Below are 17704 nucleotides of genomic sequence, written 5' to 3'. Positions count from 1 at the left end.
CCAAAGAGGCAGGAGAGGCGTTCGGCGACAGAAGCCTGTCGCCGCGCTGGCGTTTCTTTGGGGACAGGTCATGACCGGATCGAGCACGACGGCCCATCATCGCGGGCGTTGGCGCAATGCGCTATTGCGGGGCAAGTCGTGATGGGGCTCGGGCCACGGCTTGGGTTTCCCCGGCATGCATTGCTGGCGGGAACGAGCGCGATCGCGCTGATCCTGGCAGCTCCCCAGGAGGTGGCTGCGGGAGCGTTAAGGGGCGCAACGCAGGGGGCCTCGCCGGTGGCAGCCGCGGTCGCAGCGCAGCAGGCGGCGGCGGCACAGGCCGCAGCCTCGACGGTGCAGGCACAGGCATCGCTCGCGCGCGCGGCGGGAGCGATGCAAGCGATCCGCAGGTCCCAGGCTGCCGCAAGCGCGCTCGCGGCGCAGTCGCCGAGTTCGATTCCCGACGGGCTGCGCGCGGGAGGCCTGATGCCCGACCCGAACATCGCAGCCGACCCGAGCCTGTGGCAGAACGCGACGCTGCCAACCGAACGGCTGGTCAACGGGCGTACGTTGGTCGATGTCACTCAGACACAGTCGAAGGCGATCCTCAATTGGCAGACCTTCAATGTCGGCCGCAATACCACCTTGACCTTCAATCAGGACGCGGCCGACTGGACCGTGCTCAATCGCATCGACGCCTCGATCGGGCCGAGCACGATTCTCGGGCAGATCAATGCCAAGGGCGGCGTCTACGTCATCAATCGCAACGGCATCATCTTCGGTGCCGGTGCGCAGATCAACGTGCACGCTTTGGTGGCCTCGACGCTCGATGTCGGCGCGCTCACCAATGACCGCGTCACCCGCGATAATTTCTTTCTCACCAACGGCATCGCCAACGCCAAATCGTTCTCGATTTTCGATCCGACAGCCAGCGAGGCGCGCTACACCTCGCTTGGCGGCGACGTCAGGGTCGAGGCCGGCGCCTCGATCACCACCAGCATCGTCGATCTGGATTCGCCCGGCTTCGTCTATCTGTTCGCCAAGAACGTCAGCAATGCCGGCAGCATCACGGTTCCGGCCGGCGAAGCGGCCATGGTCTCCGGGCTCTCGATAGAACTGGTGCCGAACGGCTTTTCGCTGTTTCCGACCGCGGTCGTCCCCAGTGGTTCCACGTTCCGCGGCACGGAGTTTCGCATCGGCGGCTTCCCGTATTTGAATCCGAACGGGGCGATCTCATACGGGTTTCCGTCGGGGACCGGCGTGATCAGCAACAGCGGGCTGATCGAGACGCCGCGCGGCATCGTCGCCATGACCGGCGATCGGGTGACGTTCGAAAGCGGGGGCGTGATCTCGGCCGATACCAGCATCAGCCGTAACAGCATGGTGCTGGTGCATGCCGTGAGCAGCATCGACATGAATGGTACGATCAGCATGCTGCCGTTCGACGACGGCAACACGTTGCCGATCGGCGGGACGTCGAACGGCAGCGTGCAGAGCTTCACTCCGGCCTATGTCGAGATGACGGCCCAGACCAGCGTGACGCTCGGATCGAGCGGGCTGATCTCGGCGCCATCGGCCGCCGTGAACCTGCGGCAGGGCGGCGGCGTTTACCAGGTGGACAGCTACGGTCAGACGCTCAACGGCACGATGTTCCTGGTCAATCCAAGCACGTCCATCGCAATTTTCCCGAATAACATTGAACTCCCGGGCCGGGTGCTGCTCAGCCCTGGCGCAACGATCGACGTCGCCGGCCTGCAAGATGTCACGCTCCCGGTCAGCTACAACTTCATCAAATTTCAGCCGCGGGCGGAATTCGCCGACATGCCGCTGCAGCGCGATGGCGCGCTCTATGGCCAGACCTTGTGGATCGACATTCGCGCCACCGGCACGCGCAGCGACGGCACGACCTGGGTGGGGACTCCGCTCGCCGACGCCAGCGGAGTGGTCGGTGCGGTTGGCCGCAGCATCTACCAGCTGATGACCGCCGGCGGCACTGTCAGCCTCGGCACCGAAACCGGCGAGAACCTGGTCAACGGTGTTCAATACAACTACGATGTCGTGCTGCAGTCCGGCGCGGTGATCAATCTCGCGGGCGGCTCGGTCAAGTTCATCGGCGGCAAGGTTCCGGTGACGTGGCTGGTGGGAGCCGACCGGCGCCTCTACAACATGCAGAACGCGGACCCGAACCGGATCTATCTGGGCGTGGCCGGAAGCGTCGTTCTCGACCATGCCCATTGGAACATCACCGAGACCTACACCAGCCCGCTGTTCTCGTCGCGGTATGAGCCGGGCTACAGCGAGGGGCGTGACGCGGGCGGCCTCACGATCACCACCGCGACGCCTTATCTCGCAGGGAATCTGCTGTTCGGTTCGGTCGCGGGCGAGCGGCAAATCTTGTCCGGCCGGGCGCCCTCCGACAAGATCGATTACACCAGCGGCAGCGCGGTCGGTCGCCTGACGCCGCTGCAGGCCAGCGGCGACGAGCTGCCCTCGCAGGGCTACCTGAAGCTGGTGACCAGATCCGCGATCGTGATCGATGACGACACGCAGAGCCTGCCGGCTGACTTTGATCCCGACACCGTGCTGCGCATTCCGGCGACACCGGACGCGATCCCTTCGGCCAACTTCCAGTCGGTGTTTCCGTTCGGCTCGGCACCCTTCATCACGGCGAGGCTGTCGAGCGAAACTCTCTCCAGCTATGGGCTCAGCCTGCTCGACATCAACGCCAGGAGCCTTGTGCTCGCCGCCGACAACAGCGTCCGTCTGGCCGCCGGCGGCGCGTTCTCGGTGTTGACCTCGGGGGCGATCGACATCGCCGGCAACGTCTCGGCCGCTGGCGGCAGGATCAGCCTGTCGACCGACGTCGCCGCCAACAAGATCAGCCTGCCGACCGATGTCAGCGGCGACCCTGCGTATTCGAAGAACGCCGCCGGATACACCGCCGATATCTTTGTCGGCGGCACGCTGGATGTCAGCGGTCGCTGGGTCAATGATTTCGGGCATGCCGACGCGGATCTGGCCGGCCCCGGCTATATCGACGGCGGCAGCATCACCATCTCGACGAGCAAGAGAAACTTCGAAAATCCGAAAAACGACGATGCCTCCGGCAGCATCCGGCTGGCAACGGGGAGCCTGCTCGACGCCTCCGGCGGCGGCTACATCTCGCAGCGGGGCGTGGCCAAGACCACCGCCTCCGGTGTGATGGCCGGGAAGGGCGGCAGCATCTCGCTGCTTCTCTATCAAGGCACCACGGATTGGTATGATCCTGAACAGCTATCGATTCCGACACGCCCGCAGCACGGCAGCTTGGCGGCGATCGTGCTTGACGGCACCTTGCGTGCCTATGGCTTCCAGCAGAACGGCACCTTGCGGCTGGGCGGCGCCGATACGATCCGGATCGGGGGAGTTCTGCAGCCGGGTGAGCGCTCCGCGTTCTGGCGCAACGGCCAGAATATCACGGCGCCGCTCGATCTGCTCACTGGTGGCGGCTTCGGGGCTATCGTGCTGGAGACGCTCCCCGATGGCTATTCCAAGCTCGCCGATGGGTCGGCGACGCCTGCAAGCATCATCATCGCCACCGACCTCACGCTGCAGCAACGCAACCTGTCCAGTGTCGACAGCTATCTCGATGTCGGCACCGGAACGAAAATCGCGACCGCGGCAGCGCTGGTCACCTTGCCGGACGATCAGCGCAGTCCGGTCGATCTCACTCTGAAGGCAAACAACATCCTGCTCGATACCGGCGCACGGATCGTGACCGACCCGAAGGCCACGATCAGGTTGGCGGGAAGCCGGATTCTCAAAAACACCCCCGACGTCGCGAAGGATCAGCGCGCCGCCAGCGTGCGATTGCTCGGCTCCATCATCGACCATGGCGGGACGGTGGCGATCAACGCCCTGAAGACCGTACTCGGATCGCAGGCATCGATCGACCTGTCCGGCCTGTTCATCGCCAATTCGCGCTTCGGTGAGCCGGGCGGACCTGCGACCAGCGGCACGCTGCTGCCGGGTGGCACGTTCGCCGTCGAGGCAGCGCAGCCGCTCGACGCGCTCGTGTTCTCATCGTCGACCGGCGTTTCCTACAACGCCAACCCGAGCCTGTCCGGCAGTTCCGTAATGGCAGAGACCGGCGCCGTGGTCGATGTCTCGGGGACCGCCGGCGTGATCGAGGTTTTGGACGACCATCGCACCAACGCATCGACACCGCTTTGGTCGTGGAGCGATGCTGGCACGGTCAGCGTCGATGCCAGCGCGTTCCTGTGGGGTGGAACGCTGAAGGCCGCCGGCGGCGATCCACGCGCCAACAATGGCACCATCATCCTCGGCGGCGGCAGCGTCCGGCTCACGCAGGATGCCCAGATCGTCACCGCGACAACCAGCCCGGGCGCGCTGATCGTCGCGGCGGCCAACCAACTTGCGGCCTTCGACAATATCTTCCTCTATGCCGGCAGTTCGCGCGGCGGTGCGGCGCGCATCTTCACCGACCTTGCGACCGACGCGTTTCATCGGCCGGTCGACACCTACGGGATGATCGCGCCGACATTCTACAACCTCGTCGTCGACGACAATCTCAACGCCAGCTTCGGCAGCAGCCGGCTGCATATCGCCGCATCGACCATCTCTTCACTCGCGCCCGGCAGCAACAGCAATGCCAGCATTAATGCCGCCTATGTGCTGCTCACCGGCGGCGGCGGAACGACGGCAGGCGGCAGCAGCGCGCTGACGATCTCGGGCCGCACCATCGATATCGAAGGCGCCGCCTTCAACGGTTTCGGCCGCGTCAGCTTCAAGAGCGCGGGTGACATCCGCTTCAGCACGCCGAAAGTTGCCAACGGTGTCATCACCGTCGCCAACACCCTTGCGGCCGACAATGCGCGGTTCGCCGGCAGCCTGGCCCTGCAGGGGCAGTTGTGGCTGCAGGCCCAGCGGATCTATCCGGTGTCGGCCGTCGACTTCACCATCGACGCCGGCGCGACCGGGTCCGTGACCTTTGCAAAGCCGGCCGCCAGCAGGACGGACATCCCGCTCTCGGCCGCCGGCACGCTCACCGTTTCGGCGGCGCAGATCGAGCAGGACGGAAACCTGTTCGCGCCGCTCGGCAAGATCACGCTTGGCGTTTCGGGAACGACCCAGACCGTCACGCTGGGGGCCGGCAGCCTCACGTCAGTGACGCTCGCTGACACCACCGTGCCGTATGGCGAAACGCCCGATGGCACCAACTGGTATTACAATGCGAGCGACAAGCCGCTCGCCCAGCCGCCGTCCAAGGGCCTCGTGCTCGCAGGCGCGGTGGTGAATGTCAGCGCCGGATCGACCATCGATGTGCGCGGCGGCGGCGACCTGCAGGCGATGCAATTCATCGAGGGCACCGGTGGATCGCGCGACGTGCTGGCGACCGCGACCACCGGGCAGTCGGTCTACGCCCTGGTTCCCGCGTATAACGATTCGGTCGCGGCCTTCGACGTTCACTTCACGGTGCCGCGCGCCCGCACCGTCAAAGCCAACGGCGCCTATTTGGCCGCGCAAACGCCACTGGATTCCTATCCGCTGGTCGGCACCCAGATCACGATCGATGGCGGCAACGGCATTCCGGCCGGAACCTACACGCTCTATCCTGCGCATTACGCGACCCTGCCCGGAGCGCTGCGCGTGGTCTATTACGGCGACAATGTCGTCCGCAACATCGCGTCCGGCACGACACTGCCGGACGGCACTGTGCTGGTGACGGGGCACTATGGCAGCTCGCTGGCGTCGGTTCGACAGTCGTCCGGAGAAGGCCTGTTCGCGGTCCAGACCGGCGCGGTCTGGCAGCAATACAGCGAGTATGAGTTCAATCGCGCCAACAGCTATTTTGCCGAGAAGGCGGCGCATGACGGCGTCAGCGTGCCACGGCTGCCGATCGACGCCGGACGCCTCGCCACCATCGCCCAGCAGCAGCTCCTGCTCCTCGGCAGGGCGTTGACCTTGCCAGCGCCGGGAGGACGGGGCAGCGAGCTCGATCTTTCGAGCAGCAAGATTGCCGTGCTCGGCCATGAGCAATTCGTCAGGCAGCAAGGTCCGGCCGGCTATGCCTCCGTCGATGTCACTCAGCTCAATGAATTTGGATTTGAAAGCGTACTTGTCGGCGGCCTGCGCAGCGACACCACGACCGGAACCCTGATCACGCCGACGGCCAATTACGTCGAGATCGACACCGGCGGCGCGGCGTTCACGGCGCCGGAAATCCTGCTGGTGGCGGCGCCGGAAATGGACACCGTCACATCCACCCTGACGGTGGGCAGCGGCGCCGGCGCCACCACCGTGATCGTCAAAAGCGTTACACCCAAAAACAACGGCAGCGGGCTGGTCACGATCAAGGCCGGCAGCGTGATCCGAACCCAGGGCGAGGTCCACCTCGGCTATGGCCGCAATTACTACTTCGCCTCGTCATCCGACGTCACGCCGGCCAGCATCGCCGCGGCGCTCGGCGGCACGCTCGACAGCACCGGCACCCAGATTACCGGCGCAAGCCTGCTGAAGCTCCAGATCTATCTGGCGAACACCAATGCGCAATGGAATCCGACGCTCGCCCAGCCGAGCCTGTCCACGCTCGGCGCTCTGTTCGCGGCGTCGAACGATTCCAGCCTTGTCCTGCGCGGGCCTGCCGGCGATCGGAGTTCGCCGCTGACGGTCAGCTTCGCGAATCTGGCGAGCACGACCTACAACGGCAAGGCATTGTCCGGGGTAGTGACCGGCACAGTGGCGCTGCCAGCCAGCGATCTCGGCAAGGTCGTGATCGAGGGCGGAGCCAGCATCGACACCGGCACCATGACGGTGCAGGCGACCCAGAAGACCGGCGCCATCATCCTGGCGCCGACCGCGACGTTCCGCGTCAACCAGATGAATCTCGCAGCGCGCAGCATCGGTCTTGAGGCGGTCCCGAGCACGGGCCGTACCGAGAGCCTGCTGCTGGCCACCGCCGGGAGCCAGTTCGCCGCGGTGCAGGGCCTCACGCTTCGCGCCATGACCGACGCCATCACCAGCTATGGCGACGTGGTGTTCGATCCGGGCGCGGCGATGCAGCGCCTGACGCTGGACGCCCGCACCATCGCCGGCACCGGCGGCAATGCGACATTCCGCGTCGGCGGCAGCGTTAGCCTGGTCAACACCGGCTCGGCCAGCTCGGCCGCCGTTTCCGGCGTCGGCGGGACCCTCGATCTGGAGGCGAGCGAGATCGTGCTCGGCGGCGGGAACCAGACCATCGCCGGCTTCGCCAACGTCAAATGGTCCGCCGGCAACCGCGTGGTCGTCGCCGCTCCCGGCACGCTGACGCTCGGTGTCGGCACCGACACGGTCGGGCTCAATGTCACCACGCCGAACATCCTGGTGGCGGGCGCGACCGGAAGCGGCGACAATTTCGTGCTGACCACGCTCGGCAACGCGACGCTGACGCGGCCTGCCGGGGCGGCGGCCGAGCCGCCGGCCACCAGCGAATTCGGCGGCAATTTTACGCTGGCTGCGGCAAGCATCAGCGACAACGCCACCATCCAGGCGCAGGCCGGCACGCTGACGCTGCACGCCACCAGCGGCGACGTCACGCTCGGGGCCAACGCCCGGATCGCCGCCGGCGGCTACAAGGTGTCGATGCTCGACGCCGACATCTTCGTGGCGGGCGGCAAGGTGGTGCTGCAGGCCGATGCCGGCAATGTCAGCGCCAATGCCGGCAGCATCATCGACGTCGCGCAGAGCGAAGCCCAGGGCTATGGCGGCGAGATCGACGTGCTGGCGACCGCGGGCCGTGCGGTGCTGCTGGGCGAGCTGCGCGGGCAGGGCGGTCCGGGTCTCGGCGGTCGCCTCAAGGTCGATGCCAACGCGCTCCAGGTCGATGCCGCTGGCATCGACCCGCAAGGCTTGCTCGATCCGCTCGCCGACCGGCTGCTCACCGGCGGCTTCAGCGGAAGCATCGACATTCGGTCCCGCACCGGCAACCTGACGCTGTCGCAGGGACATACGCTGAAGGCCAACGCGGTGGTGCTGACCGCCGATGGCCTGGTCCCCGACCCGTCGGATTCCACCAAGCAGATTCCCGACACAACCGGCGCCACCGGCAATCTGACCATCGCCGGCACCATCAACGCCGACGGCTATGCCGGCAAAACCGCCGACGGCACCGGCCAGGCGGGCGGACAGGTCGGGCTGTTCGGCGGCAATTCGGTGACCCTGAAGAGCACCGGCCAGATTCTCGCCCGCACCGGTGGCAGCGATGCCGTGCTCGATCCCGGCAGCCATGCGTTGCCGTCGAAGGTGGTCTGGTTCAACAACGGCACCGGCGCCGACACCGTCGCGTTCAGCAGCAGCGGTCGCTACACCTCGGACGGTGGCGCGACCTACCACAGCTTTGCGGCGGGCCAAGCGTTCGCGCTGCCGCCGCACAGCGCGGTGCTGCTCGACCTGCCGGGCAGCGTCACCGTCGCGGGCCATGCGCCGGTGGCGGTCTATCAGGTGGCGCATGACGACGAGCGCGGCGGCGACGTCACCATCGGCACGCGCTGGAGCGCGGTCGGCAATATCGACCTGCAATCCGACCAGGTCGGCAACGACCGTCGTCGATCGCTGATCGACGTTTCGGGCGGCATCAAGGGCGGGCTGCTCGGCGGCACCGTGACCTTGCGCGCGCCGCTCGATGGCCACGACAACGCAAAAATCGCAGCACTCGATGCCAGCATCGCCGGCGCCCGCGCCGTCAACATTCAGGCCTTCGCCAGTTTCAATACCGAAGCCAGCCCGAACAACGTCAACGGCCTCGACGGCAGCAGCCTGAGAGCATCCGACGGCACGCCGGTGAAATGGGACGGCTACATCGACCCGGCGGGCACAGCGTCGCCCACCGGCGGTTCGATCGACTTCGGCACGTGGACCGGATTGACCGGCCAGCAGCTCACACTGACGCCGGGGACCGGCTACACCTCCGTTCCGGTCGTCGTTCTCACGCGCGGCGGCAGCAACATCGGCGTCCCAACTCCGCAGACGGTGAACGGCGTCACCTACTACGACGTCACCGATCCGGTCACCGGCACGACCTTCCGACCGAGCCTGCAGGTCCGTACCATTAGTGTGGGCACCGGCGGCGTCTACGATTCCCGACCGATCGTCCAGATCAGTCAGCCCCAATGGGGGGCCGCCCCGGTGCTGACCGTGAATATGGGCTTCAATGCCCTGACTTTTCCATCGGAAACCGCTCCTGTGGGGACGCGCGTCTATTTGTACAACACCGATCAAAACGGCAACCTCGTCCTGATAGGTTCCTCCAATAGCGGGAATTCATATAATCCTGCTACCCGTTTGTTCACCGTGAACAATATCTCGGTCAATGCAACCTACGCGTCCACCCTCACCAAGTTGCCGGACCAGTTGCGCGTCTGTAGTGGCAATCTCTCAGCGTGCGGGAATGCTTCGAACGGGGTGTACTATTCCACAGGAATTGGCGGCACCCTGAAGGTGACGAGCATCACCGTGGCCGCCAACTACGGCTACACCAGTCTCGCCGATGCGACCCTTGCATTTTCCGGCGGTGGGGCGAACCCGACGCAAGCGACTACTTCCGTGGTTATGGGAGCGGCCCTCAATATCACCGGGGTGACCAAGGGCTATACCGGGACGAACCTGCCGACGGTGGCTCTGAGCGGCGGCGGCGGCAGCAGCGCCTCCGCGTCGTTTGCAGCGGTGACCACGACCACTCTCAACGGGACGTCAAGCCAAGCGACGGACGGGAGCTATCTGTTCGTCCCGACTTTGACATCCTTCATTCCCAGCGCCAGCAGCCGGGTTTTCGGCAGTCAGTATACCGGGGACAACGCCGCAACGCTGACGCTGGTGGCGAACGCGGAGCACCAAAAGTTCTACACCGACGTGCTGGCGAACTTCGTCGAGGGCAAGGGCATCAGCGGCATCGCCGGCTACAAGTTCGACGGCCTGTTTGCCAAGCTCTATGACGTCGGTGATCCGACCACGCTGGTGGGGCGGCTCGGCAGCATCGTGCATGTGCAGCCCGGCATCGATCTCGTCAACAATCCGACGACCCCGGCCGCGACCAATAATTTCGGCAACATCACCGTCGTCAGCAACTGGAACCTGGCGGCGGGAACGGTCGGCAATACCCAGACCGCGACCTATCTGAACAACAGCGGCGCGCCGATCAAAAATCCAACCACCCAGGTGGCGCTCGGCAGCTACTCGTATTTCGATCCGAACGCCAGCTACGTCAATTTCATCTACCGGCTGGCGACACCGTGGGGCGGGTTTGAGCCCGGCGCGCTGACCCTGCGCACCGCCGGCGATATCAACGTCAACGCGTCGATTTCCGATGGCTTCTTCCAGTTCGGCGACTACCTCGACAGCAACTACAACATCGCCGTCCAAGCCAACATCAGCCTGACGACCGCACGCGGCGTCGGTTTCTATGACTATCCCAACGCCGGCCTGGTGCAGGGCAGATATTCCGCCTACCTGAACGATTATCACACGACATTGGCGGCGCCGTATAAAGCTGTGGCCAATGCCGTCAGTCCCGGCAGCGCCGATCTCACCGCAGCGGACCTGTTCCCCAATGCGTTGCGCGTCTGCACCACCGATTGCAGCGCGGCAAACCTCGTGACCATCACCAATCCGGGGTCATGGTCCTACGGCGTCGTCGCCGGCGCAGATGTGTCCAGCGCCAACCCCAATGCCGTGGTGCCGCTGCTGAAAGCGACCAGCGGCAATGTGATCATCGACAAGCATCAGTCCTATGCACAGCCGTTGTTCGGAGACATCAGTATCGGCGGCCAAGCCTACACAGCCAGCGTCAATTTCGACATCCCGACCATGGTGCGGACCGGCACCGGCAACATCGACGTGTTCGCGGCGCGCGACGTGCAGATCAAGGACATCGCCGCGCCCGGCGTGATCTACGCCGCCGGCGTCAACACCGCGCGGCTCAGCCCCGCTTATATCGGCAGCGCCGCTACGCCGACGCTCGCCGATCCCTTGGGCGACGGCTTTCTCGAGCCGCAGGTGCTCGCCTATTCCGGGGTCTCGACGACCAGGTATTACGGTCCGCCGACCGCCGCCGCGTTCCCCTATCAGGGCGGCGATCTCGATATCGAGGCCCAGCAGGACATCATCGGTTACTCAGGCTCGACCGACGGCCGCAGCGTCTATCAATATTTCAAGCCGTGGCTGTTGTCGCAGACCGAGCTGACGCCCGCGGAGGTGGCGGCCGCCGGCACTATCACGACGCGTGGCCAGGGCGCTTTCGCTCCCACCAAGACGCGAATCGCCTCGCAAACCGCGTGGTGGATTCAGTACGGCAGTTTCCAGCAGGGCTTCCTCAGCGCCGGCGGCAACGCCACCGTGATCGCCGGCCGCGACCTCAAGGGCGTCTCGGTGTCGCTGCCGACCACCGGTCGGGTCTCTGGCGGCCTGACCGCCACCAGCACGCCGGTGACCCACATCTACGACAGCGGCAACATGCTGGTCCGCGCCGGGCGCGACATTCTCGGCGGCGCCTTCTACGAAGGCTCAGGCCACGCCAGCATCGTGGCCGGGCGCGCGGTCGGCCAGAACGGCACCATCGTCAGGTCGGGCAGCACGGCGAAGCTCCCCGACCTGCCGCTGCTCGCGGTCGATCTCGGCCGCATCGCCATGCAGGCCGGTTCGGTTTCAATCGCCGGCGTGATCAATCCGGCCGAACTGCACGTCCAGAGTCCCAGCCAGGTCAATCCTAACCTGCACGTGAGTACCACACTTAATTACTATACGTTGTTCATGGACACCTACGGTCCTGACAGCGCGGCCAGCATCACCGCGCTGACCGGAGATCTTCTTATCTCGCCGGCGCCGACGTCCGGGGCGCAGACCTATCCGGCCAGCTTCGAGGCAGTGGCGCTCGCCGGCAATATCGTCACCACCGGAATCGGAGTCGCTTCCAGCAATCGAATGCCCGGCATCGTGCTGAGCGGCTCCGAGCACGGAACCTTCAGCCTGCTCGCCGCGGGAAGCATCGACCTGACCTTCGGCTATCAGAACGGAACCTCCAATAGTTATCGCCCGTTCATCTCCGCAGGCCCGTCGCTGCTCGACAAGGCGTTCGACCCGTTCCGGCCCAATGCCTGGGCGGACACGCATGACGGCGATGCGAGCTACGCTGGCGCCGTCAGTGCTGCGGTGCTCGCGCATCAGGACGACGCCGAGCTCGGCATCGACACCACAGCCAGGATCTATGCCATGACCGGCAGCATCAAGGCCGCCGGAGCCTTCGGATCCTCTGACGGCAAAACGATCTTCCAGCAGAGCAGCGACCTCTATCAGGGCGGCTACACGCGCGTCGAAATCAACCGGCCGGCCAGGATCTATGCCGGCACTGACATCATCGATCTCAACCTGATCGTGCAGAACATCGCCGACGACAGCGTCAGCACCGTGATCGCCGGGCGCGACATTAGCTATACCGGCTGGAACAATGCCGGCGGGCTGCAGATTGCGGGGCCGGGTTTCTTCGTGGTCGAGGCGGGCCGCGATCTTGGCCCGTTCCTGCCAGCGGCGCACGACACCGCGGCGCAAGTCACCCAGCAGCAGGGAATCGTCTCCGTCGCCAACAACAGTACGACGCCGGTCGGCAACATCTACATCAGCTCCACGGTTTACGGCAGAATAGTCGGGTCGATCGGCCTGTACGATCCGGTGCTGCAAGGCGGCTACTCCTCCACCAAGCCGGCCACCATGCGCAATCCGCTGCTGTCCAGGACCGGCGCCGAGCTGCTGATCATGTTCGGTGTCGCGCCGCCGCTGCCGGCCGGCAGCACGGTTGCTCGCGGGCCCGAATCCCAGATCGACTACCAGGCGGTGATCAACACCTATATCAATCCGGCGCAGGCCAGCCTCGTCGAGCACAATTATCTCGGCGAGCTCAAGATCTTCCTGGCGCGCATCGGCCGCCCGGCGGCAAGCGACGGCGCGGCGTGGGACGCTTTCAACGCGCTCCCGCTCGAACTGCGGCACGTGTTCGTGGATCAGGTGTTCTTCGCCGAGCTGAAGGCGGTCGGACTCGCCATCGAGGGGGGCGTGACGGATTATCAGCGCGGCTACCGGATGGTGAACACGATGTTCCCCGCGGAGCTGGGCTACACCCAGAATGCGTTGGGCGGCGGCAGCAACGGCGCCAACGCGCTGAAGCATTGGGGCGATCTGGAGATGTTCCACGGCACCATCCAGACCCAGCTCGGCGGCGACATCTCGATCTTCGGCCCGAGCGGCAGCATGCGGGTCGGCCAGCTCGCGTCCGAGACCAATCCGAAGCTGAAGCTGCGCGATATCGGCATCCTCAGCCTCGGCGTCGGCGCCATCAATACCTTCACCGACCAGGACGTGCTGGTGAATTCCAGCCGCGTTCTCACCACCCAGGGCGGCGATGTTCTGATGTGGAGCTCCAACGGCGATCTCGACGCCGGCCGCGGCTCCAAGACGACGCTGTCGTTCCCGCCGCTGCAGGCGATCTACGACCCCGATGACTATCAATCGGTCGACCTCGGCGGCTACGTCAGCGGCGCCGGCATCGGCGTGCTGAAGACCTCCAAGGTCGCGCGCAAATCCAAAATCTTTCTGCTGGCGCCGCGCGGCACCATCGATGCCGGCACCGCCGGAATCCGGGTCTCCGGTAACGCCGTGGTTGCCGCCGTCACGCTGCTCAACGCCAGCAATATCGAGGTCGGCGGCAAAGCGACCGGCCTGCCCACCATCCAGGGCCCCAGTGTCAGCGGCCTCGCCGCGGCGATTTCGACGCCCCCACCGCCGCAGCCGGTGGCCACGGCGATCAACCCTGCCTCCGACCGGTCCTCGATCATTATCGTCGAGATCTTGGGATATGGCGGCAGCGATGGTTCTCCAAATTCCGATCGCCCGACGGACGAACAGCGGCGCCGAACCGACGACGGCCGGCAGGGCAGCAATCAACAGCAAGACCCACGGAGCCGCTATCAAGTCATTGGTGTCGGCGAACTCACCGACGCGGAGGCCAGGCAACTGACCGAAATGAGGCGACAGGCGGTCGGGCGATAGGCCTGCACTGGATTGTGCCGGGTGCGAACGGCCGCATCGCCGCTTCTGGTTGATGGTGGACCTGCCGACGTCGCAGCGTCGATGCCGCGTTCAGGCGACGTCCGGATCGATCACCAGCGTCCACCCCTCGACCTTACGCGTCTGACGACGACGGGGCGGCGTGGGGGCCTGTTTTATGACGCTACGACGACACGGCCACACTCATCCGCCGAATTGCTGAGCGATGCGGCCACCTATTGCCCGGCCCAATGCCGGATTCCATAATCGACGCGAAATACTGCGGCAGCGACCACGATCACCCCGGCGGCTGCCGCATTCGAACGCGGCCCGATCGATTGGGCACGAGGCATCGAATACCTATGCGACCCGCACGATGGAGTCTTCGCGGCGTGGCGCCTGCTTTGGCGGGATGTCTGCTGGCAGGCGCCGCCAGCGCGGCCGGTTCCTCCGATCGCATCGAGTTCGATATCGCCGAGCAGCCGCTGTCGTCGGCGCTTGAGACGTTCAGCCGGATCAGCCGCGTCCAGGTGCTCTATGAAAGCGACCTGGCCTTCGGCTTGCGCTCGCGCGGCGCGAGTGGACGTTTCACCCCCGAGGCGGCGCTGGAAATGCTGATCTCCGGCACCGACCTGCGCATCCGTTTCACGCGCGACGATGCCGTCGTTCTCATGCGGCCGTCTGCCGGCACCTTGCTTGAGCCGCCGCTCGCGCCGCTTGGAGGGGCTGCTGATCTCGTCCTGAAGCCGCTGCGTGTCGAAGCCGACGAAGGTGATGACGAGCGGTTCCGGACGTATGCCGGCCTCCTGCGGGCCGACATCGAGAAGGCGCTGAAGCAGGACACCAGGACGAAAGGCGGCCGCTACAGCGCCGGGTTGAAGCTCTGGGTCGACCAGCACCGCGCGGTGCGGCGGACAGAGCTGGTGCGGTCCAGCGGCGATCGCGAGCGGGACGCCACGATCTTTCGTATCCTGCAGGGGCTGGTGGTGAGCGAAGCGCCGCCACCGCGCATGCCGAACCCGATCCACGTGGCGATCACGGTGCGGACGCTATGATTGGGGCAAGACCTGCGACGGTGGCGAACCGGCAGGGACCGGCCGCACCGTGGCATCCGCCGGACGGCTCGCGTGTCCTCCTGGTCGGGGGCGGCCTCTCGGTGCTCGCGCTCGCGGCACTCATCGTCTTCGTCGGGTGGCTCGCACGCGCCGGCGGCCCGGCGTCTCAGCTCGGAGAGGGCAGGGTTGTTCAGGTGTCGATCGTGCCGGCCGAAGGAATCGTCCAGCATCAGGCTGAGGCCGCCGCGCACCAGGCAGCAGCCATTCCGGCCGAACCGGAACGCGAACCGGCGCTGCAAATCGACCGCGCGCGCGACGACAGCACCAAGGAGCCCGAGCCACCCAGCAGCCGACCTCCCGGTGCGCGCGGAAGTGTATCCACGACCCAGGTCCATGCGGCGAACTCCGCGAGCCTCTCGGCAGCGTTCCAGCAGGATATCTATGATCATGTCGCGCGGTATCGCCGCTATCCCGCCGCCGCGCGCGCCGAGCGCCTGAGCGGGATCGTCCAGCTCTATTTCGAGGTGGATCGACAGGGAGCGGTGAGCAACATCCGCGTTGCGTCGAGTTCCGGCCACCTCATTCTTGACAGCGAGGCCGTTGATACGATCCGCCGCGCAGCCCCGCTGCCGCCTGTTCCTCTCGGGCTGGCGGGGCGCCAGCGCGTTCTTCTGCCCATCGATTTCAGCCTGAAGCGGTCTACGTCGTGACCTGGAGAGGAACCGTCCGACCCGTCGATCTGGACTGACATCCAGGTGTCATCAATTCGTAGTGGTCTAGCCTTAGGTCAAGGAGCGTTGGGGGGCAAGCCGGCAGCCGGCTTGATGGGCGCATGTCGACGGTCGCAAGCGAGTCCGGCAGTGCCGTTCTGCGAGACCTATTTCTCGCCGATTACAAGGAACTCGGACGGCAACTCACCTGCCGGCTCGGGTCCATGGATCTGGCTGGCGACGTTTTGCACGAGACGTTTCTTCGCCTGGAGAAGCTGGGCGAAATCGGGCCGATGCACAATCCAAAAGCCTATCTGCTCCGGATCGCCCTGAATATTGCATCGGACAGGCGGCGAGCCGAGCGCCGTCGCTTGACGGACGCCGAGGTCGACACTTTACTCGACATTGCTGATGAGTCGCCGGATCCTTGTCGGAGTGTCGAGGCAAAATCGGATCTGGAAGCTCTGGAGCGCGCGATTTTGGAGCTTCCGCCGCGCCGGCGTGACATTTTCGTTGCAGCTCGGCTCGGTGATGTATCCCATCGCGATCTCGCCGTCCGGTTCGGAGTAACCGTTCGAACCATTGAGATCGAGTTGAAATCCGCGGTCGAGCACTGCGCGGCCCGGCTCGGGCGGGAGTGGAAACCGAGATTCGGTCCACGCCCTCGAGAATCGTCTTCAGAATAGAGCTGGTGCCGACACCGAACACGGTGCGCCCGGCACGGAAGTGACGGGCCGTGGCCGACATCGAGAATTCCATAGCTGGCCTCGATCCACTTAAGCGCGAGGCGTTCATGTGGATCCTACGGCTCAAGTCAGGGGATGCCACCCTGACCGACGCCGAGGCATTCTCGCGCTGGCGCGCGGGCCATCCCGATCACGACGCGGCCTTCCGTGAAGCGGTCCGCACCTGGAGACTGCTGGGCCCCGCAGCGCAGGTCGTGTCGGCTCGCGCCGGATCGACACCCAACAGGCGGGCGTCGCGAACGCTGTCCAGGCGCACGATGCTCATCGGCTCGCTCGCCGCCTCAGTGGCGGCGGTCGGCATTTTGTCGGCGCGTCCGCCGCTTGGCATCTGGCCCTCGATCGGGGAACTCGCCGCGGACTTCCGAACGTCAAAAGGCGAGCGGCGCCGGATCACGCTGTCCAGCGACGTTGTGCTCGACCTCAACACCCAGACCAGCCTGTCTCGTGGCACGTCAACGCGCCATTTCGATTTGGTGGCGGGCGAGGCGATCGTGACGTGTCGCCGCTCGGGCACGGGGCCGGTCGAAGTGGCGGCGGGGGACGGCCGCATTCTCGCCGATGAGGCAGGCTTCGCCGTCCGGCGGGATGGCCGATTTGTCACGGTGACCTGTCTGTCCGGCGACATCGACCTTCACCATCACGCCGAGCGCCTGCAACTCGGGCCAGGCCAGCAGGCGGGCTACTCGTCGGATCGGCTGGGTCCGGTGACGATTGTCGATCCAGATGCCACGACATCCTGGATTTCCGGTCTTCTGGTCTTCAAAAATCAGACGCTCGGGCAGGTGATCGACGAGGTCAACCGCTATCGGCCGGGACGTATCGTCGTGATCAACTCAGACGTCGCCCGACGGTTGGTCAACGCGACGTTCCATCTCGATCGCCTCGACGATGTCACGGCGCAGATCCGGGACGCCTTCGGCGTGACAATCACCACATTTCCCGGCGGCCTGGTTCTGCTCGGCTGACATCAATGGCGGCGACAGTCGACCATTGGTTCCGATCGCGGATTTTTGTGAAATCATTGATTGTCCCCTGTGGGACCCAAACCCTCGCCTTCAGGCGAAGGAAAAGCCCGACGAAATCGCGCGTCAGCGCGATGATGTTCTGCGGGCAGGACGCCAGAGAAGAGGCCGACAGAGGGCCG

The 17704-nt window shown here is 65.5% G+C and carries 5 protein-coding genes; all 5 read left to right on the top strand.

Annotated elements, in window-relative coordinates; translation table 11 throughout:
- Positions 1–141 precede the first annotated feature (141 nt).
- A complete protein-coding gene (locus tag BVIR_RS09090; protein WP_082416888.1) occupies positions 142–14052 on the top strand; it encodes a filamentous haemagglutinin family protein in 13911 nt (4636 codons plus the stop codon).
- A 389-nt stretch (positions 14053–14441) separates the two neighbouring features.
- Positions 14442–15104 (top strand): STN domain-containing protein, encoded by a 663-nt coding sequence (locus BVIR_RS09085; protein WP_145912011.1) that lies wholly within the window; start codon positions 14442–14444, stop codon positions 15102–15104.
- Between the two features lie 101 nt (positions 15105–15205).
- Positions 15206–15814, top strand: coding sequence for an energy transducer TonB family protein (locus tag BVIR_RS09080; RefSeq protein ID WP_169788594.1), 609 nt, complete (start codon positions 15206–15208; stop codon positions 15812–15814).
- A gap of 122 nt (positions 15815–15936) precedes the next feature.
- Positions 15937–16500: an RNA polymerase sigma factor gene (locus BVIR_RS16380; protein ID WP_082416884.1), complete on the top strand. Its 564-nt coding sequence runs from the start codon at positions 15937–15939 to the stop codon at positions 16498–16500.
- Between the two features lie 50 nt (positions 16501–16550).
- Positions 16551–17525, top strand: a complete 975-nt coding sequence (locus BVIR_RS09070; RefSeq protein WP_060832998.1) for a FecR family protein — start codon at positions 16551–16553, stop codon at positions 17523–17525.
- The last annotated feature ends 179 nt before the right edge of the window (positions 17526–17704 follow it).

This window comes from Blastochloris viridis (genome assembly GCF_001402875.1).
Classification (GTDB): Bacteria; Pseudomonadota; Alphaproteobacteria; order Rhizobiales; family Xanthobacteraceae; genus Blastochloris; species Blastochloris viridis.
This window is presented reverse-complemented; position numbering and strand designations above follow the sequence as displayed.